Origin of the sequence: Methylotenera sp. 1P/1, assembly GCF_000384355.1 — a bacterium.
Lineage (GTDB): Bacteria > Pseudomonadota > Gammaproteobacteria > Burkholderiales > Methylophilaceae > Methylophilus.
Map to the genome: position 1 here is coordinate 59,513 of NZ_ARWC01000001.1, position 18,946 is coordinate 78,458.

Here is an 18,946-nt window from a genome sequence, read left to right on the forward strand (position 1 = left end):
CAACCCCTCTCAGCTAATCTCCCAATTAGAAAAGCAATTGCCGGCATGCATGCTGGTGCATCGCTTTGTTTTGCGTCGCCGGTTACAGCAAGCCAAGGATTTGCTTAAACAGCAAAAACCAATTGAAAAGTCACTGGTAGATATAGCAAACGCCATACAAAGATCAACACAGCAATATCAGCTACGTTTAGCGCAATTGCCTAAACCAGAATATCCGCTTGAACTGCCTGTCAGTGGCAAGAAGGACGAAATTGCTGCAGCGATTCAACAGCATCAAGTAGTAATTGTGTGTGGAGAAACCGGTTCAGGTAAAACGACCCAGTTGCCCAAAATTTGCTTGGCGTTAGGCCGTGGTGTGTCCGGCTTGATTGGACACACACAACCCCGCCGTATTGCAGCACGCTCTGTGGCAAGCCGGATTGCGCAGGAATTGAATTCGCCACTGGGTCAAGTGGTGGGCTACAAAGTGCGCTTTAACGATAAGCTGTCGGAATCTAGCTATATCAAGCTGATGACCGATGGTATTTTGTTAGCGGAAACGCAGGGCGATAAGTTTTTGAATGCCTACGATACGATTATTATCGATGAGGCGCATGAGCGTAGTTTGAATATTGATTTCTTGCTGGGCTATCTCAAGCAGTTGTTGCCTAAACGTCCTGATTTAAAAGTGATTGTGACCTCGGCCACGATTGATGCCGATCGTTTTTCTAATCATTTCAATGGTGCGCCTGTCATTGAAGTATCTGGCCGTACTTACCCTGTTGAAATCCGCTATCGCCCTCTGGGCAAATCCGGTTTTCGCGCTAAGGAAATAGCCGAGGCTGAAAATACGCAGTTTGATTTAGAAGATGAGACGGACTTTCTCTCTACTGAAAATATTACCAATGGCAATATTTTGGGTATCGCCCGCAAAGCCAAAACAGAAGCGCGTTGGCTGGAAGAGGATGACGAAGAGGAAGCGATTGAAGAAGCCATTTTAGATGCAGCTGATGACTTGCTTAGGCAGGGTGATGGCGATATTTTGGTGTTCTTGCCTGGTGAACGTGAGATTCGCGATGTCGCAGACCATTTGCGCAAGTATCAGGGTCGTTCAGCCAAGCTCAAGCATATTGAAGTACTGCCATTGTTTGCGCGCCTTTCTATCGAAGATCAGCAGAAAATCTTTAAGTCGCACAGCACTCGCCGTATCGTACTAGCGACCAATGTGGCGGAGACCTCGCTGACAGTACCGGGTATTAAGTATGTGATTGATGCAGGGCTAGCCCGCGTGAATCGCTATAGCCCGCGTGCCAAAGTTGAGCAATTACAAATTGAAAAAATCTCACAGGCTGCAGCGAAGCAACGTGCAGGGCGTTGTGGCCGTGTTTCTAACGGTATTTGCGTAAGGCTCTACTCGGAAGAAGATTTCAACGGGCGGCCCGCGTTTACCGAGCCTGAAATTCTACGTAGTTCGTTGGCCTCGGTCATTTTGCGGATGGCTGCATTACGGTTGGGAGATGTGACTGAGTTTCCATTTATTGAAGCGCCGAGTTCGCGCTTGGTTGCAGATGGCTATTTGCTCTTACAAGAGCTAGGCGCAGTCAACGAACAACGGCAAATTACAGAAACGGGTTTGCAACTTTCCAAGTTGCCGCTGGATCCGCGTGTTGGACGTATGATTTTGGCTGCCAAACGTGAGGGATGTTTAAAAGAGATATTGGTCATTGCTAGTGTGCTCAGCATACAAGATCCACGTGAGCGGCCCATGGATAAGCGCGAAGCAGCGGATAATGCACATGCCAAATTTGCGGGTGAGGGCTCAGATTTCATGAGCTATCTCAAATTGTGGGATTGGTTTGATCATGCACTCAAACACAAAAAATCGAATAAAGATTTGCTGAATCAATGCCATCAAAACTTTCTTTCTTTTTTACGCCTCAAAGAATGGCGTGAGTTACATGGGCAACTGTTGGATATTGTTGACGACATGGCGTTTAAACTCAACGATAAAGATGCAAATTACGAACAAATACATAAATCCTTATTGGCTGGTTTACTGGGAAACATTGGCTTTAAGGATGGGGACAGTGATTCTTATGCTGGTGCGCGCGGTATCCGCTTTCACGTGGCACCGGGTTCGTGCTTAAAGAAAACACGCCCCAAGTGGGTGATGGCAGCAGAGTTGGTCGATACCACCAAATTGTACGCGCGCTGTGTGGCTAAAATAGAACCTGATTGGATAGAGCCACTTGCGCAGGGGTTAACGCAAAGCCACTACTCAGACCCGCGCTGGGATAGAAAAATGGCACAGGTTGTGGCATGGGAGCGTGTGAGCTTGTATGGTTTAACGGTGATACCCAAACGTCGCGTGCATTATGGGGTGATTAACCCAACTGAATCGCGCGAGATTTTTATTCGCGAAGCACTCGCTAATATGGAGTTTGATACCAGAGCGCCATTTTTTGATGCAAATAGACGCATGATTGCAGAAATTGAAGAGTTGGAGCATAAGGCACGTCGGCAGGATGTGTTGGTGGACGAACACCAGTTATTTGCATTTTATGATGCCATTGTCCCTGTTGGGATTGTGAATGGTATTGGGTTTGAGAAATGGCGCACGGATGCTGAAAAAGTAGCGCCCAAACTGTTATACCTCACCCGTGATGCACTGATGCGGCATGGTGCTGCTGCAATTACCGAGACACAGTTTCCGGAAACCTTGGTGATGGATGGTACGACACTTACATTGAAGTACCGATTTGAACCGGGGCACTTGCTTGATGGCGTCACGGCGACGGTGCCTTTGGCCTTATTGAATCAACTGGATGCTACACGTGCTGAATGGCTGGTTCCGGGTATGATTCGTGAAAAAATCACCGCACTGATTAAAGCGCTGCCTAAAACATTGCGACGCGTGTGCGTGCCAGTGCCAGAGTTTGTGACTGGCTTTTTAGAGCAACACCATACGCAAGGCACATTGTTGCCGACATTAGCTGACTATATTCAGCGTAAAACCTCGTTAAAGTTGTCAGCGTCAGATTTTGAAGTGACTGCGGTAGCAGATCACTTACACATGAACTTTAGTGTGGTGGATGAAAAAGGCCGCGAACTTGGTATGGGGCGTGACTGGCATGCGCTCAAAAAACAATTGGGTTCTGCCGCGCAACTCACTTTCCGTGCAAACTCGCCCAGCATTGAAAAAACCGGGTTAAAACAATGGGATTTTGGGGATTTGCCGGAAACGCTGACGTTTACCAGAGATGGTCACCAGTTGACCGGATATCCTGCATTGGAAGACCAAGAAGAGAGCGTTGCGGTCAAGCTGTTCGATACTGTTGCTGAGGCGAGCGTAAATCATCGTAAAGGTGTTTGCCGACTGATGCGCTTTGAGTTAAAAGAGCAAATGAAGCAGCTAGAAAAAAGCTTGCCCAATTTTAATCAATACGCCTTGTTGCTGCGTAATATCATTTCCCCCGACGAGTTACGGGAAGATATGCTTACCGCGATAGCAGACCGTGCGTTTATCGGTGAAGATGATTTGCCTAGAACGAATGATGCTTTTATGAAGTTAAAACAACGTGCGCGTGCGCGCTTACCGGCCGTGACGGAAGCTGTGACGCGACAAGCACAAGCGATTGCCAATGAGTATCAATCCTTGTTGCAACAACAAGCCAAAATGCCTGCAACGGTGAACCGCCTAAAACGCGACTGCGAGCAACAAATCGGTTTGCTGGTGTATCGCGGATGTTTTAGCCAAACACCTTGGGAGTATTTGCAGCACGTGCCCCGTTATTTAAAAGCATTGCGCCTGCGCATAGAAAAGCAACCTAGCAATGCAGACCGGGATGGTAAACATGCCGCCAGTGTTGGGCTGATTTGGCAGCGTTGGCAAGACAAAATACAGGCACTGCATGCTGCCAATAAAGCGATTCCACCGGCATTGGCTGATTACCGCTGGTTGATTGAAGAGTTGCGCGTGTCCTTATTTGCGCAAGAGTTAAGAACGCCATCTCCAGTGTCGACCAAGCGTTTAGATAAAGTGTGGTCGGAATTAGCGAGTTAGTGTGTATGCGGCCAGATAAATCACTGATTCATGAAAGCGCGGCAGACCTGTTTTTGGCCAAACCACGCCGTGAGCGTCCCATACAAATTAGTATGAGTCGCAATACGCTGGTGGCTGTACTGGCCTCGCTGTTGCTACATGCTATTTTGTTTTTCTGGGTGATCCCTAAGCCGGAGATGCACCCGATTCCGGAATCTACGACGATAGAAGTCAACTTGGCACCTTTGCCGCAAACCGCACCTGTGATAGCAGAGCCGACGCCCTTGCCCGAGACGCAGCCTGAGCCAGTTAAGCCACCCACACCTAAGGTGATTGCGAAAAAACCTGCTGCGAAGCCAAGTAAACCTAAACCACAAGATTTTTCTGTGCCCGAAGTATTAACGCGCCCGACACCTAGCCCATTGCCGATGCCAGCACCTAGCAATAAGCCTCCCGCACCCAACGAAGCCCCAGTGGATATGATGGCGATGGTCAATCAGCGGCGTGCGCAACGCCAGTCTGCCGAATCGTATGCGGCACAACAGAATGCCGAGGCGGCGGCAAGAGAGCGGGGCCCGAGTGAAGATGAAAAACGCGATCAGCGTATCATGCAAAACCTTAAAGTAGGTACCAATGGTATATTTGAAGTGAAGCGTATGGATAGCAACAGTGCCAGCTTTAGCTTTAAAGGTTGGACCGATAACTACAACAACGCCAAAATGCAGTTCTTCCAGGTGGAAGCACGCAGTGGGCAAGATATACGTTTGATCATGATTCGCCGCATGATTGATTTGATTCGTGAGCACTATCAGGGTGACTTTGAGTGGGAGTCACATCGCTTGGGCCGTTCTGTGATGAAATCGGCCAGAGTAGAAGATAGCGCGGAGTTGGAAGACTTTTTAATGCAAGAGTTTTTTGGGCCGCACTATAAAACGCAGTAACAACACGCAATAACTAGCAGTTGCGATAACACACAACTGCTAACCTGAGGATGGCATTTAATTACACTTGCATTAACGCCTTTCTAATCTCTAACTCATCCAAGCCTTTGCCAATAAGCACGATACGGCTAATGGGCTCGTCCTCATCCCAACCTTCCAGCAAGGTAGGTGGGTAGGGGGTAAAATGCACGGCATGAATGGCCAACGGCGCAGGCTGATCTTCGGCATGAATAATGCCTTTTAAGCGCAACAAATGCTCGCCATAGGTTTGGCATAACCACAAAATCCGTGGTTTTAAATCTTTCCAATTCAACGGCTTAGGCATGGTGACAGTAAAGCTGGTAATGTCGTCATCATGCGCAGCTTGTGGCAACATGCCACGTGGCTTGGCCGATTTAACTGGTGCCCGCAGCCAGCGCTGTGGTTCTGCTTGTTTGCCGGTGGGGTCGAACAAGCCAACGTCAATAATAAAATCAGGGTCAATAGCGCCATGCAAAATCTTATGCTGCGTTGCGCCTGGATTTAATGCAATTAACTTTTCTTTGAGTGTGGCAATTTGCGCTGGGCTGGCCAAATCTGTTTTGGTGATGAGCAATACATCGGCCACGGCAGCCTGTTTGCGCGCTTCGGCATGCGTATCTATTTGCTCGGCACCATAAACAGCATCAATCGTTACCACGACAGCATCTAATCGATATACAGATTCAATCACCGGCTCATTCATTAAGTTGCCAAGAATGGGGCCGGGGTCTGCCATGCCTGTGGTTTCAATTACCAAGCGATTAAACTGGGGGATAGCTTCCATCGCACGTTTAAAAAACAAGTCGCGCATAGTGTCTGCTAATTCATTACTTAAAGTACAGCAGAGGCAGCCACTTTGTAATAACACAGTATTATCAGCCACATAGCTGCTCTCTACATTTTGGGCCAGAATATGATCCAAGCCAGCCTCGCCCAGTTCATTGATGATGACGGCGGTATCTTTCATGCCTTCATGATTGAGCAGTTTGTTCAGTAGTGTGGTTTTGCCTGAGCCTAAAAAACCAGTAAGTAAGGTGACGGGTATGCGTTTATCCATGGTGATATTTTAGCATAGTGATATTTTTTCGAGGTTAAGCACGTTAAGCAGCCTCTTGTGTTTCATACGTTGTTTGCCAGTTAGGGAATGGGTCCTCAAATGTTGCCCATTGCGCCATACCAAGGGCAATTTCGTCTTCCGTTAATAGGCAAGCATCAAACGCCATCGTGATGGCTTCTTGATGCATCTCGATGCCAATCACGACTAGTTCTTGTTGCCTGTCACCATAAGGATCTTGCCAACGTGCTTTGATGTTGAAAAATGCAGCTTCGTCCTCAGGCCAATAGGCGTTAGGTGTTGCTGCCCACCAAAAGCCGGCTGGCTCTACGCGTTTAATAGCACCGGCTTGTGACCAGCTTGCACAGACATCTGGACGGCTAGCAATCCAAAAATGCCCTTTGGAGCGAATGACGCCAGGCCATATTTGGTTAAGCCAGTGCCACAGACGTACTGGGTGAAAGGGTTTACTGGTGCGATATACGAAACTTGAGATGCCGTACTCTTCAGATTCTGGCAAATGCTCACCGCGCAATTCACTTAACCAGCCTGGCGCATCGGCAGCTTCTTCAAAACTAAAACGTTTAGTATTTATGACGCGCTCAAGCGGCACTTGGCCATGCTGACTACGTACGATATCAGCGCGTGGGTTGAGCGTTTTCAATATTGCTTGTAACCGATCAATTTCATTGTGTGACATCAAATCGGTTTTATTCAACACTAATACATCACAAAACTCAATTTGCTCAATCAATAGATCTACCACGGTGCGCTCATCCTCTTCACCTAATGTTTCACCACGTGTCGCCAATAGGTCTTGAGAGGCGTAGTCTTTTAGAAAGTTATAGCCATCGACTACCGTGACCATCGTGTCTAATTCTGCAACATCAGACAGGCTGGTGCCATCGTCATCTCGAAAAGTAAACGTTTCAGCAATAGGGAGTGGTTCAGAAATGCCCGTGGATTCAATCAGTAAATAATCAAAACGTTGTTCGCGCGCGAGCCTTGTAATTTCAATCAGCAGGTCTTCGCGTAGTGTGCAACAAATACAGCCATTGCTCATTTCCACTAACTTTTCATCCGCACGCGATAAGTCAGCGCCGCCTTCACGCACTAGTTGTGCATCAATATTCACTTCGGACATGTCGTTGACAATGACGGCAACACGTTTGCCCTCTCTGTTATTGAGGATATGGTTGAGCAGCGTGGTTTTGCCTGCGCCTAAAAAACCGGAAAGTACTGTGACTGGAAGTTTTTTCATGTGGTTAACCCAATTTAGCAACAATGTTGCATTTTATGGGTTAATCCTATTTTTTGCAACAATGTTGCTAAATTTAGAGGGTGGGGTTATTTAAGAGATGCGCAGTCTGCGCAAACACCTTTGATGTTGATATCAATAGACGTGACTTGGTATTGCGCTAATAGTGGAGCAGGGAAATGCGGTTCTAACTCATGAACACAAGTCACTTTTCCACAGACCTTGCAGTGTAAATGTGCGTGATGGTGATTATTTGATAACACTGCGCTAGTAGCTTTGGGTGCAGTTGCTGATGTGAATTTCTGTTGTGATAGCTGAAATTTCCAAGCGCGGTTTTCACCTGAAATTTTATGTACGAGATCGTGCTCGGTTAGCCAATCCAATACGCGGTAAATCGTGACGCGATCAAACTCTTTTTGCGTGGATAAGCGCTCTAAAATTTCAGGATGACTGAGTGCGCTGTCTGCATCTGCAATGGTGTTCAGTACTGCCAAACGTGCCTTGGTAGGCCTTAATCCGGCGATAATAATTCGTTCTTGAGCGCTCATGCTGATAATTATGAACTACAGGACAGCATAGAACAACCCGCTTTATGTCGCGCCCAATCCGGTCTTTTTTCTTCAAAGCGTTCCATACCGGCTTGCTCGGTATATGGGTTACGCAATACTTGATGTAGTGTTTCTAGCAAGCTGGTGGCATCGTTTTCAGCTAAATCAATGGCTTGTTGTGCTAGGTAATTACGTAATACATAACGCGGATTGTGTGTTTGCATTTGCGCTAGCCTTGCTTCCGCAGATTGCGATGCAGTTTGGATGCGTTGGCAGTAGAGTGACAGCCACTCTGTGAAATCTGCACCAAAATTGCTGTAGCCTTGTTCAGTATAGAACGCAATGTTGAGTGTTTCTAATTGTGGCGCGGCAATGTCCATTTTTGCTAAATGCGTGAAGAACAAAGTCATGTCCACCTCTGCGCGCATCATCAGCTCAAAGCAGCGGTTGACCATTTCACCATCGCCATCTTGCCAATCACCCAAGCCGAATTTACCTGCAAATGCTTGCGTGAGCTGTGTCACATAGGTGCTATCGTATTGCTCTATGGCGAGCGCTAAACCATTGGTATCAGGTAGTATGGTGGCTAAGGTATCGGCCAACCGCTCTAAATTCCAACGGCCAATATCAGGCTGGCGGCCAAAGCAATAACGCTTGCCTTGTGCATCCGTGGTGTTGGGTGTCCAACCTGGGTCAAAGTTATCTACCCAGCCATAGGGGCCATAATCGATGGTGAGCCCAAGTATCGACATATTGTCTGTGTTCATAACGCCATGCACAAACCCTACGCGCATCCAGTGTGCAATCATAGTAGCCGTGCGTTCACAAATCTCCATAAACCATGCGTTAATGAGTTCAGGCGTGAGTTGATTGTCTGCCAGTTTGTACGGTTGCGTTGTGTACCAATCGCTAAAGTCACGGTCGATGGTAAACGTAATCAGTTGCTTGAGTAAATCGAGCTCACCACGGCTGGCTAATAGTTCAAAATGGCCAAAACGGGTGAAGGATGGCGCCACGCGGCAAACAATGGCGCCCGTTTCCAATTGTGGGTTGCCATCATAAAACATGTCACGTACCACTTGTTCACCAGTTGTGACTAAGCTGAGTGCGCGCGTGGTGGGTACACCTAAATGATACATGGCTTCAGAGCATAAATATTCCCGCAAACTGGAACGAAGCACTGCGCGTCCATCAGCACGTCTGGAGTAAGGGGTGGCGCCTGCGCCTTTTAACTGCAACTCATAGCGCTTGCCATCGTTAATTAGTTCGCCCAGTAAAATGGCGCGGCCATCGCCTAATTGACCTGCCCAGTTACCAAACTGATGACCGCCATAGCGCGTGGCATACGCTTGCATACCTGGTAATAAATCATTACCGCTGAGTGCATTCAGCAGCGCTGGGTCTTGCATGTCAGCTACGCTAAGGCCAAGCATGCTGGCAACCTCTGGCGAGTAAGCCAGCAACTCAGGGGCACGCACTTGGCTAGGCTTGACCATTGACCACAGTGCGATTGGCACTTGGCGCGTAAAGTTATCGGTCTCGGGGTCACCTGGTAGTTCACGTAACCAGCGATTGTCAAATTGCAGTGTTTTCATCCTGCTATTTTAGAGCGTTTAATCACATTTCAGTTGCAATTTTTGACAGGAATGCAGTCGCGACTCATGTATCATGGCGGCTATATCCAATGAAGTGTTTTGAATGAACGTATTTTATGAAGAAGATGGTGGTTTTAAAGTCGCCTCCATCATGACAGAAGCTGACAGTTCGCTACAAATAGAGTCCAGCAGCGGTAAGCGCTCTAAAATCAAAGTGGCGAATGTGTTGATGCGATTTGAACAATCGATCGCTGGATTTATGGACGCCGCAAACGCAGAAGCCGATACGCTAGATACCGATTTTTTGTGGGAATGTTGCGGCGAAGCCGAGTTTAACTTTTTAGCCCTTGCGCAAGAATATTATGGTGTAAAACCTACCCCAGTGCAGTCCGCAGCTGTCGCCACTAAACTGCATGCAGCCCCCATGTACTTTTACCGCAAAGGTAAAGGCAACTATAAATCGGCACCAGCGGATACCCTCAAAGCAGCCTTAGCTGGCCAAGAAAAAAAACGTCTGCAAGCTGAGCACGTTGCACAGATGACTGAAGCCTTGAAACTAGGGCAGTTGCCAGAGAGCTTTGCAAGTAAGCTGGATATGCTGTGCTACGCGCCGGACAAAAATACCTTGGAATGGAAAGCGCTAGAGCAAGCCACGCATGATTTGCACCTAATGCCGATACAAGTGCTGGCAAATGCGGGGGCGATTCCATCAGTACATGATTATCATTTGGGTGCATTTTTGCGGGAATACTTTCCACATGGTGGCGAGTTTGGCACATTTGACATTGCCGAAGTTCCCGGCGATTTGCCACTGTCAGACGCTGAAGCATTTAGTATTGATGACAGTACCACCACCGAGATTGATGATGCCTTGTCGGTCACGTTGCTTGCAAATGGCAATACCCAAGTGGGCGTACATATTGCAGCGCCTGCTTTGGGCGTGCTACCCAATACGCCACTCGATACAGAAGTGATGAAGCGCTTGTCTACGGTATACATGCCCGGACACAAGATCACTATGTTGCCAGAAGCTGCGATCCGTCCGTTTAGTTTAGATGCTGGCGAGATTAAGCCTGTGCTATCGCTCTATATTGAAGTGGCGCCAGATTTTAGTGTGGTGAAGCGTGAAACTAAGATAGAGCGTATCAAGATTGCTGAAAATTTGCGGCATGACAGTCTTGAGCCTTATTTTAATGAAAGTACATTGGATGCAGATACCGGTCACCCATTTTGGTCACGGTTGCTATACCTGTTTCAGTTTGCCGAAAGTTTAGAAAAAGCACGCGGCAAGTATGACCCCACGCGACCACCACAAGTGGACTACAATTTTTATGTCGATGACGGCAAAGTCAGTATCGTGAATCGCCAACGCGGTTCACCCATGGATAAATTGGTGGCAGAACTGATGATTGAGGCCAATAGCCAATGGGGCGCACTATTGGCCGAACACAAATTACCGGGCATCTATCGCGCGCAAAATGGCGGTAAAGTGTATATGACGACCAAAGCAGAAGGGCATCAAGGCTTAGGTGTGGCGCAATATGCGTGGAGCACATCACCATTACGACGCGCAGTGGATTTGATCAATCAACGCCAATTGATTGCGGCCGTGCAAATGACGCCGCCAGTGTACCCTGCCAACAGTGATGTGATTGTGGGACATATGCGTAATTTTGATTTGACCTATAACGCCTACAACGAATTTCAGACACGCATGGAGCGTTTTTGGTGCTTACAATATTTGATTCAAGAAAATATCACCGAGATTCAAGCAACGGTTTGGCGCGAAAACCTTGTACGTCTAGAAGCATTGCCCTATATGACCAAAGTGCCAAGCTTGCCAGAATTAAAAGCGGGTACGCGTGTGCAGTTGGTAGTACAAAAAGTAGATACCTTATTGATGGAATTGCATTGCCAATTCAAAGGAGTGCTAGAAATTCAGCCAGAAGCGGTACAGTCAGAAACAACGCCATCAGAAGCAAGCACTGAAGCTGAAATGTTTGAAGACACTGAAAGCGCCGAATAAGCACGCGCTATGTTTAGATTTAATCGAAAAATTCATAAAAGTGTCGCGGATACCAGTATTGTGGAGGTCACTGAGATGGACGGCGTGCGCTCTATGCATTTAGGTTCGGTGACCGTGCAAAGCAGCATGCGTGTGAAAGAGCCCTTTGCGCTAGAGTTGCCTTACTCGCGCGGTATGATGGGGTTTTTGTTATTTAAGCAAGATACACAGCAGGTGCTCACCATTGGTTTGGGGGGTGGATCTGTGCCTAAGTATATTTGGCAGTATTGCTCAGATATTGCACAGACCGTGGTCGAAATTAATCCGCAAGTGATTCAGATTGCCCGTAGTCATTTTTATGTGCCAGAGGACGATGCACGCTTCAATGTATTGCAGACCGATGGCATTGCGTATTTACAAGAGCATCTGAATGTTTGTGATGTCTTGATGATTGATGCGTTTGATAGCGTGGGGATTCCCCCAGACTTTTGTACGCAGGCTTTTTTTGACGATTGCGCCGAGATATTGCGCTACGATGGCATTTTCGTCATCAATTTATGGGGTAGCGACAAGAATTTTGATGTTTACTTGCAGCGTATAGAGCAAAGTTTTGATGGCCATGTGCTGATGTTGCCAACCGGTAAACCAGGCAATATTGTGGTATTTGGATTTAAACAAGCCAACACTCCTGTCATTAAGCTGGCACAGCTACAAGCGCGTGCGCAACAATTAGCTTTGGAACATCGTATCGATTTTGTCGATCTGGTAGAGCGTTTAATATCCAATAACCCACACAACAAATTACAGCTTAGTTTCGACCATATGCGTGGTCAGCACGTCGATTAGAAGTCTAGATCATTAGCACTCAGGATTAAACCTAGGATTAGGAACACACATGAATCAATATTTTGCGACTTGCCCCAGAGGGCTGGAAGCGTTACTCGTAAACGAGCTACACACGAGCGGTGCCCGTGACATCAAACCCACCGATGGTGGCGTAAGCTTTGTTGGTGAACTGGCGGTGTGCTATCACGCCAACTTACATTCGCGCATTGCCACACGTATCTTGATTCAAGTAGGGCGTGGGAAATATGCCACTGAAGATGATTTGTATCAAGCCGCCTATAAGCTCAATTGGCCCAATTGGTTTGAAGTGAAGCATGACTTTATGGTGAAAGTGACGGGTGTTAAATGCCCACTCAAAAGCCTAGAGTTTGCCACATTGAAAATCAAAGATGCCATTTGCGATAAATTCCGCCAAGTCGTCAACTCACGCCCGTACATTGATACCAAAACGCCTGCAGTGCGTGTGCACGCATATCTGACAGCCGACAGTTATCAATACTATGTGGATACCTCAGGCAATGCCTTGTATCAGCGCGGTAACCGTAAAGCCAGTATTGAAGCACCGCTGCGTGAGAACTTGGCGGCTGGCATATTGCAACTGACCGGTTGGAAACCAGGACAGGCTTTACTGGACCCGATGTGTGGCAGTGGTACCTTTTTGTTAGAAGCCGCCATGATGGCTTTGCAGATTGCTCCGGGATTACACCGTAGTTTTGGGTTTGAAAAACTCAAAAACTTTGAATCCGATACCTGGAAAAAGATCAAAAATGCAGCCTTAAAAGCAGTTAAGCCAGCCAACTTCCAAAAACTATATGGCAGTGATATGGATTTGCGTGCAGTGCGTGTGACCAAGCAGAACCTTACAGAAGCGGGTTTGCTAGAAGCCGTACAAGTTGCCCATGTGAACTTTACCGAGGCCGTGCCGCCTGCTGATGAAGGTGTGTTGGTGGCAAACCCTCCTTATGGCGTGCGTATTGGCGAAGATGAGGAATTGGCGTTACTTTACCCAAAAATGGGAGAAACGCTTAAACGTAAATTTGCGGGTTGGAACACCTATTTTTTGACCAATGACTTACGTTTGCCAAAATTAATGCGCTTAACCCCAAGCAAGCGTACCCCACTTTTCAACGGGCCTTTAGAGTGTCGATTGTTTGAAATTAAAATGGTCGCTGGCTCTAATCGCAAAGAAGATAAAATTCCGTTGTAATTCAAATCACTTGCAAGGTAATATCTGCCTTGCAAGCTCATAATTATAAAAATAATCACAATCACCTCTGGTATCCATATTTTTTGATACCTCATACTTTGCACGTAGTGCACGATTCACCGTCTTGCTACATGTTCTGCGCGTAACACATGGTTTGTCATCCAATCACAAAAACATTAGTTGGGTAAAAAGGGGAGAGTGTGTGGAAAGTCTTTTAGGATTATTAATTCCAAGCGAGTTCATGCCACACGGGCATTGTTATTTGTGGACGCCAGTGTTGTTGTGGCTATACGTAGTTTCCGATAGTGTGATCGCACTCTCATATTTCACTATTCCGCTTGCACTCTTATATCTGGTCAAAAGGCGTGCCGATATTGAGTTCAACTGGATTTTTGTGATGTTCTCGGTATTTATCTTTGCCTGCGGCATGACCCATTTAGTGTCGATTGTCACGATCTGGATGCCTGCGTATTGGGTAGATGCAAGCATCAAGGGCATTACAGCAATCGCTTCTGCGCTCACTGCTTTCATGTTGTGGCGGTTGATGCCAATCGCACTCACCATGACCAGCACCAAACAACTTCAAAAGAACATCGATCAACTGCAATATGAAGTCAAACAGCGTTTGCAGGCAGAGTCTCAATTAGAGGAGCTCAATAACAATCTGGAAGCGATCGTGCAACAGCGCACGCAAGCGTTAACCAATGCAAATGCTGAGTTGCAGCATGAAATTGATCGCCGAAAAACGATTGAACACGCTTTATTTAAAGAGAAAAAGCAAGCATTGGTGACCTTGGAGTCCATTGCAGATGGCGTGATTACGACGGACATGAGCTCTAATGTCACGTATTTGAACCCTGTTGCAGAATCCATGACTGGATGGACGAAAGAAGATGCCATAGGTAAGCCTGTGCTAGAGGTGTTTAGAATTCTCAATGAAAGTACACGTAAATTGGCAGCCAACCCGGTTGATGTGGTGCTGGCGCATGGGCAGGTATGTGGGCTAGCCAATCACACCATGCTGATTGCTAAAACAGGCCAGGAGTTTGCCATTGAGGACTCAGCCGCGCCGATTAAAAGTGAAGGCGGAGAAATGCTGGGTGTGGTGCTCGTGTTTCACGACGTGAGTAATGCCAAGCAAATGGCCGAAAAAATGTCCTACTTGGCAGAGCATGATTTCCTCACCGATCTGCCTAACCGACTATTGTTGACAGACCGTATTACTCAAGCGCTGGGCGCAGCCAAGCGTAAAAAATCTAGAGTGGCTATCATTTATTTAGATATTGATCACTTTAAGAAAATTAACGATACCCTGGGGCATGACGTTGGGGATCAATTACTTAAATTTTTAAGCAGAAAATTACAAGCTTGTATTCGCACGACAGACACCATTAGCCGCCAGGGTGGTGATGAATTTGTGATTCTGCTTTCTGAAGTCGATAGCCCAATGGCGCCTGCGGAAATCGCACAAAAACTACTGAATGCAACGAACGATTACTACCAGATTGGTACGCATGAGTTGAAGGTGTCGGCCAGTATAGGTATTTCAATTTACCCTGAAGATGGTAGTACCGCCGACATGCTGATGCGCAATGCCGATGCAGCTATGTATTATGCAAAAGGCTTGGGTAGAAACAACTATCAATTCTTTACCAAAGAGCTCAGTACACGTATCGCCGATCAAGTAGCGCTCGAGAATCGTTTGCATAAAGCTGCAAAACAGCATGAGTTTATATTGATGTACCAGCCGAAAGTATCACTCAAAACCGGTAAGATAGTCGGCGCTGAGGCGCTGATTCGTTGGCAGCATCCTGAAAATGGGATGATTGCCCCGAATGTGTTTATCCCAACCGCTGAGGATACGGGGTTGATTAAGGTGATTGGGCAGTGGGTGTTGTCAGAGGCTTGTCGTCAAAATAAAGCATGGCAAGCCATGGGGTTGCGGCCGATTCCTGTTGCGATTAATGTATCGGCAGTGGAGCTTAGACATTCAGGTTTTTTAAACGAAGTGTCAAAAGTCTTATTGCAAAGTGGCTTGAACCCGCAATACTTGGAGCTGGAAGTCACTGAAACAGTTGCGATCCATGGTGATAGCGAAGGTATTCGTGATTTAATCTCGCTTAAAGACATGGGCGTGAGGTTATCGATTGACGACTTTGGCACTGGTTTCTCAAGCTTGTCTTATTTGAAACGGTTGCCGATTGATACTATTAAAATTGATAAAAGCTTCATTCGTGATATTAAAACGGATGCCAATGATGCAGCGATTATTACGGCGATTATTAAAATGTCACACAGTTTAAACTTTAAGGTGATTGCAGAGGGGGTAGAAACTGCTGAGCAATTGGCTTATCTTAAACAATATGAATGCGATGAGATTCAAGGGTTTTATTTTAGTCAACCACTCACGGCGGAAGATTTTTCAGCATTATTGCAGTCAGAAAGAATGCTAGAAGCCTTGCAGCCGGACACTGTTTGAGAATATGCATGATAGAGACGAATGATAGTTTGCAAGCGTTACGTACACGTGTGAATGCCTTTGTTGCCGAGCGCGATTGGGCGCAATTTCATACACCTAAAAATTTAGCCATGGCAATGATTGTAGAAGCTGCCGAATTAGTGGAGCAATTTCAGTGGGATACGCCAGCCGATAGCATGGTGTTAACACCCGAGAAACGCGAAGCCGTGAGTCATGAGCTTGCCGATACCTTTGTCTATTTACTCAGAATTGCAGAGGTTTTGAATATCGATTTGATTGAAGCGGCTAACCAGAAAATTGAACTGAATGCACAAAAGTACCCGGTAGAAAAAGCCAAGGGGAGTAATGCTAAATATACGGCGTATGAGTAAGCTTATAAGTGCGTTGTGGAGATAAGCACTCTTAATTAAAAAGCCCTGCAATCGCAGGGCTTTTTTATATTACGTTTACGACTTAGTTGGCTTATAACACAGCTAAAGCTGCGTCATAGTTTGGCTCGTTTGCAATTTCGCTCACCAGTTCGCTATGCAGCACTTTATTATTTTCATCTAATACCACTACTGCGCGCGCAGTTAAACCAGCCAAGCTACTATCGACAATATTGACACCAAAGTCATTGGCAAACTTTGCAGTGTCACGGAAAGTAGAGAGTGTTACGACATTCTCAATGCCTTCTGCGCCACAAAAACGGCTTTGGGCAAAAGGTAGGTCAGCCGAAATGCAGAGCACAACGGTATTATCTATCTTGCTTGCTTTTTGATTAAACGTACGTACAGAAGTCGCACAAGTAGGCGTATCAATACTTGGGAAAATATTGAGCACTTTACGTTTGCCAGCATAAGCACTTAATGATTGTAATACACGCTTTGCATCTGCTAATTGAAAGTCTGGTGCGGTTTGACCAACGCTAGGGAAGTTACCACCTACTGTTACTGGGCCGCCTTTAAGAGTGACTGTCGACATGAATGTTCTCCTTAATAATGAATGAAATATGAATTGTTTATTGTTATGGTCAATATCCACATCGTGAATAAATCACTCAATGGATGTTGTGATTAAATCGTAGAAAACAGTAAGGTATCACTTAGATAGCATATTGAACATATGCCAATTACTTTAATGCTCTTAACGCTGCTTGATAATTAGGTTCGTTAGCAATTTCCGGAACCAATTCTACGTGTTTGACTACATTGTGTTCATCCGCAATGATAATCGCACGCGTGGCTAATCCAGCCAGTTTGCTAGTGACGATGAGTACGCCATAATTTTTAAGCATATCGCGTCCGCGCAGAGTAGATAAATTAATGACTTGGTCTAGGCCTTCAGCCGCACAGAATCTATTTTGGGCAAAAGGTAAATCAGCAGAAATATTGAGCACAACTGTATTTTTCATGCCGCTTGCGAGTTGGTTAAAGCGTCTTACAGAGCTGGCACAGGTGGGGGTGTCGAGGCTCGGAAAAATGTTAAGCACTTTACGTTTTCCGGCAAAATTATCTAAGGTCGCATCGTCAAGATTTTTATCGACCAATGTAAATTCAGGGATGTGCTCTCCCACTTTTGGTAAAACGCCCTCGATGAGAACAGGGCTTCCCATCAAAGTTACGGCATTAGGCATCGGTATTCCTTTTTCGACTTACTTAACACTGGATGAATAGCAAAAAAAGCATTTGCATGACACAAATGCTTTATAACATACTTTAACTGAGGCGCGCTATGTGCCGGCGATTCAGGCGAGTACGTTTTCGCTTAAATAGCCAATCGTCATGGTTTGATTATGTAACACGCTGTCTGAGGTATTGGGGCGTGGCGCAAGCTCGCCATAAGAGTAAAAGCCAGTGATATTGGTTTTGGCCCCCAATATCAGTTGGACCTGTTTGACTTCATCCACCACCTGCTCAGCCATCACACCTTTGCGGCCTACGCAACTTACACATAAAGCTAAACCGGTTTGATTGGTTTTGTTCTCGCCCAAGCCATCCATTACTAGTTCAGCGGCTGCACCAGCACCCTCCACTAGGCGATCATGGTTGGTTTGACATAAACGTACGGTTTCGCCTTCCTCCACGTTGCCTGCAAAGGTGAGGCTGTTGTTATCGGCATTCACGGCGAGTAATGTGCGGATTTTCTCTACATCGCGCTTACCTTCTTCGATGATGGCCAATGGGAATTTAAGTCCCGTACCCGGCAAGCCTTTGGAAAAGGCTTCACCAATATACATGCGGTACAGCGGTAGGGCAGGTTTGCCGTCCATTTCGTACACAATATTTTTTTCTGATTTGGTGATTTTTCGTGGGGGACCATACGGTTTCCAGCCACCCAAGGCACCACTGGATACAATCAAAGAGTCACCATATAAGCCCACCGCGATAATCATGCCGTCAGACACGGTCTCGTTAAATATCTGTAGTGTTTTTACAAAAGCACCGCCATCACCCGCTAAGCCACCAATAATGGGGACTTCACCCAATACGCTTTGGAAACCTTTGAGGAGTTCGGATCCGTTTACATTTAAACCATCTGAAATCACCAATAATGCTTTTAACGTGTTGTCTTTTAACTGCTTACCTAATAAAGCAGCTGTTTCAAAAGAGTTTTGCATGCCAGACATTTTGGTTTGCGCTACACGTTGCACTACTTTTTCCCACATAATGGCAGTGATTTGAATGCTGTCATCAAAGACACCATTTGCATTAATTTCACCCGATGTGGTACAGCCGATGACTTGTGCAGTTGGGTAGCGCGCTTTTAAGTAGGATTGCAATTTACCTTCCGAAAATCGCTTCACTGAAGAGAAAGCGAGCACCAGATTAGCGGTTGGAAGTGGTGATGTAGCAGGTAGATCTTTGAGTGCGCCCTTGGCATCTACAGATTCTTGTCTGATTAACATTGATTGCAGCCCTTAAAAAAATTAACTTGAGGAATGTATCTAAATTACCCATTTTTAGCATTAAATGTTAAAGTGTTTTATCAC

General features: G+C 46.3%; 14 protein-coding genes. 7 read left to right on the plus strand and 7 right to left on the minus strand.

Going from position 1 to position 18,946, the window contains the following annotated elements; translation table 11 throughout:
• Window positions 1–49 precede the first annotated feature (49 nt).
• Both hrpA and A3Q3_RS0100320 read left to right on the plus strand, forming a co-directional pair.
• Window positions 50–4,042: an ATP-dependent RNA helicase HrpA gene (gene hrpA, locus A3Q3_RS0100315; protein WP_020181564.1), complete on the plus strand. Its 3,993-nt coding sequence runs from the start codon at window positions 50–52 to the stop codon at window positions 4,040–4,042.
• A 5-nt stretch (window positions 4,043–4,047) separates the two neighbouring features.
• Window positions 4,048–4,962, plus strand: a complete 915-nt coding sequence (locus A3Q3_RS0100320; protein ID WP_020181565.1) for a hypothetical protein — start codon at window positions 4,048–4,050, stop codon at window positions 4,960–4,962.
• 61 nt (window positions 4,963–5,023) lie between these two features.
• Here A3Q3_RS0100320 and A3Q3_RS0100325 read toward each other — a convergent pair whose 3' ends face one another.
• The 4 genes from A3Q3_RS0100325 to A3Q3_RS0100345 all read right to left on the minus strand — a co-directional run bounded on the left by A3Q3_RS0100325 (window position 5,024) and on the right by A3Q3_RS0100345 (window position 9,438).
• On the minus strand, window positions 5,024–6,040 hold the full coding sequence (locus A3Q3_RS0100325; RefSeq protein WP_020181566.1) for a GTP-binding protein: 1,017 nt from the start codon (window positions 6,038–6,040) through the stop codon (window positions 5,024–5,026).
• A 43-nt stretch (window positions 6,041–6,083) separates the two neighbouring features.
• The gene (gene zigA, locus A3Q3_RS0100330) at window positions 6,084–7,298 is read right to left on the minus strand and encodes a zinc metallochaperone GTPase ZigA (protein WP_020181567.1); all 1,215 of its coding nucleotides are present in this window, start codon (window positions 7,296–7,298) and stop codon (window positions 6,084–6,086) included.
• A gap of 86 nt (window positions 7,299–7,384) precedes the next feature.
• Complete coding sequence (locus A3Q3_RS0100340; RefSeq protein ID WP_020181568.1) at window positions 7,385–7,843, minus strand: Fur family transcriptional regulator; 459 nt, start codon at window positions 7,841–7,843, stop codon at window positions 7,385–7,387.
• Between the two features lie 8 nt (window positions 7,844–7,851).
• Window positions 7,852–9,438, minus strand: a complete 1,587-nt coding sequence (locus A3Q3_RS0100345; protein ID WP_020181569.1) for a YdiU family protein — start codon at window positions 9,436–9,438, stop codon at window positions 7,852–7,854.
• 103 nt (window positions 9,439–9,541) lie between these two features.
• Here A3Q3_RS0100345 and A3Q3_RS0100350 point away from each other — a divergent pair, with 103 nt between their 5' ends.
• From A3Q3_RS0100350 to A3Q3_RS0100370, 5 genes are all read left to right on the plus strand, one after another.
• Complete coding sequence (locus tag A3Q3_RS0100350; protein ID WP_020181570.1) at window positions 9,542–11,464, plus strand: ribonuclease catalytic domain-containing protein; 1,923 nt, start codon at window positions 9,542–9,544, stop codon at window positions 11,462–11,464.
• A gap of 9 nt (window positions 11,465–11,473) precedes the next feature.
• Window positions 11,474–12,289, plus strand: a complete 816-nt coding sequence (locus A3Q3_RS0100355) for a polyamine aminopropyltransferase (RefSeq protein ID WP_020181571.1) — start codon at window positions 11,474–11,476, stop codon at window positions 12,287–12,289.
• 49 nt (window positions 12,290–12,338) lie between these two features.
• Window positions 12,339–13,496: a class I SAM-dependent RNA methyltransferase gene (locus tag A3Q3_RS0100360; protein WP_020181572.1), complete on the plus strand. Its 1,158-nt coding sequence runs from the start codon at window positions 12,339–12,341 to the stop codon at window positions 13,494–13,496.
• A 202-nt stretch (window positions 13,497–13,698) separates the two neighbouring features.
• Complete coding sequence (locus A3Q3_RS13410) at window positions 13,699–15,975, plus strand: bifunctional diguanylate cyclase/phosphodiesterase (RefSeq protein WP_232418318.1); 2,277 nt, start codon at window positions 13,699–13,701, stop codon at window positions 15,973–15,975.
• Window positions 15,976–15,983: 8 nt separating this feature from the next.
• Window positions 15,984–16,346 carry a nucleotide pyrophosphohydrolase gene (locus tag A3Q3_RS0100370; RefSeq protein WP_020181574.1) on the plus strand — a complete coding sequence of 121 codons (363 nt, stop codon included), beginning with the start codon at window positions 15,984–15,986 and terminating at the stop codon, window positions 16,344–16,346.
• A 91-nt stretch (window positions 16,347–16,437) separates the two neighbouring features.
• Here the strand turns inward: A3Q3_RS0100370 and tpx (A3Q3_RS0100375) are convergent, their stop codons facing one another.
• The 3 genes from tpx (A3Q3_RS0100375) to A3Q3_RS0100385 form a co-directional block, all read right to left on the minus strand.
• Window positions 16,438–16,938, minus strand: a complete 501-nt coding sequence (gene tpx / locus A3Q3_RS0100375) for a thiol peroxidase (RefSeq protein WP_020181575.1) — start codon at window positions 16,936–16,938, stop codon at window positions 16,438–16,440.
• 148 nt (window positions 16,939–17,086) lie between these two features.
• Entirely contained in the window at window positions 17,087–17,590 is a 504-nt protein-coding gene (gene tpx / locus A3Q3_RS0100380) for a thiol peroxidase (RefSeq protein WP_020181576.1), read from the minus strand.
• A 111-nt stretch (window positions 17,591–17,701) separates the two neighbouring features.
• Window positions 17,702–18,862: an FIST signal transduction protein gene (locus A3Q3_RS0100385; protein WP_020181577.1), complete on the minus strand. Its 1,161-nt coding sequence runs from the start codon at window positions 18,860–18,862 to the stop codon at window positions 17,702–17,704.
• Window positions 18,863–18,946: the final 84 nt, after the last annotated feature.

Excerpts from the sequence above, each read along its gene's own strand:
- hrpA (WP_020181564.1), top strand. The coding sequence starts at position 50 with ATGCTGGTGCATCGCTTTGTTTTGCGTCGCCGGTTACAGCAAGCCAAG.
- A3Q3_RS0100320 (WP_020181565.1), top strand. The coding sequence starts at position 4,048 with ATGCGGCCAGATAAATCACTGATTCATGAAAGCGCGGCAGACCTGTTT.
- A3Q3_RS0100325 (WP_020181566.1), bottom strand. The coding sequence starts at position 6,040 with ATGGATAAACGCATACCCGTCACCTTACTTACTGGTTTTTTAGGCTCA.
- zigA (WP_020181567.1), bottom strand. The coding sequence starts at position 7,298 with ATGAAAAAACTTCCAGTCACAGTACTTTCCGGTTTTTTAGGCGCAGGC.
- A3Q3_RS0100340 (WP_020181568.1), bottom strand. The coding sequence starts at position 7,843 with ATGAGCGCTCAAGAACGAATTATTATCGCCGGATTAAGGCCTACCAAG.
- A3Q3_RS0100345 (WP_020181569.1), bottom strand. The coding sequence starts at position 9,438 with ATGAAAACACTGCAATTTGACAATCGCTGGTTACGTGAACTACCAGGT.
- A3Q3_RS0100350 (WP_020181570.1), top strand. The coding sequence starts at position 9,542 with ATGAACGTATTTTATGAAGAAGATGGTGGTTTTAAAGTCGCCTCCATC.
- A3Q3_RS0100355 (WP_020181571.1), top strand. The coding sequence starts at position 11,474 with ATGTTTAGATTTAATCGAAAAATTCATAAAAGTGTCGCGGATACCAGT.
- A3Q3_RS0100360 (WP_020181572.1), top strand. The coding sequence starts at position 12,339 with ATGAATCAATATTTTGCGACTTGCCCCAGAGGGCTGGAAGCGTTACTC.
- A3Q3_RS0100370 (WP_020181574.1), top strand. The coding sequence starts at position 15,984 with ATGATAGAGACGAATGATAGTTTGCAAGCGTTACGTACACGTGTGAAT.
- tpx (WP_020181575.1), bottom strand. The coding sequence starts at position 16,938 with ATGTCGACAGTCACTCTTAAAGGCGGCCCAGTAACAGTAGGTGGTAAC.
- tpx (WP_020181576.1), bottom strand. The coding sequence starts at position 17,590 with ATGCCTAATGCCGTAACTTTGATGGGAAGCCCTGTTCTCATCGAGGGC.
- A3Q3_RS0100385 (WP_020181577.1), bottom strand. The coding sequence starts at position 18,862 with ATGTTAATCAGACAAGAATCTGTAGATGCCAAGGGCGCACTCAAAGAT.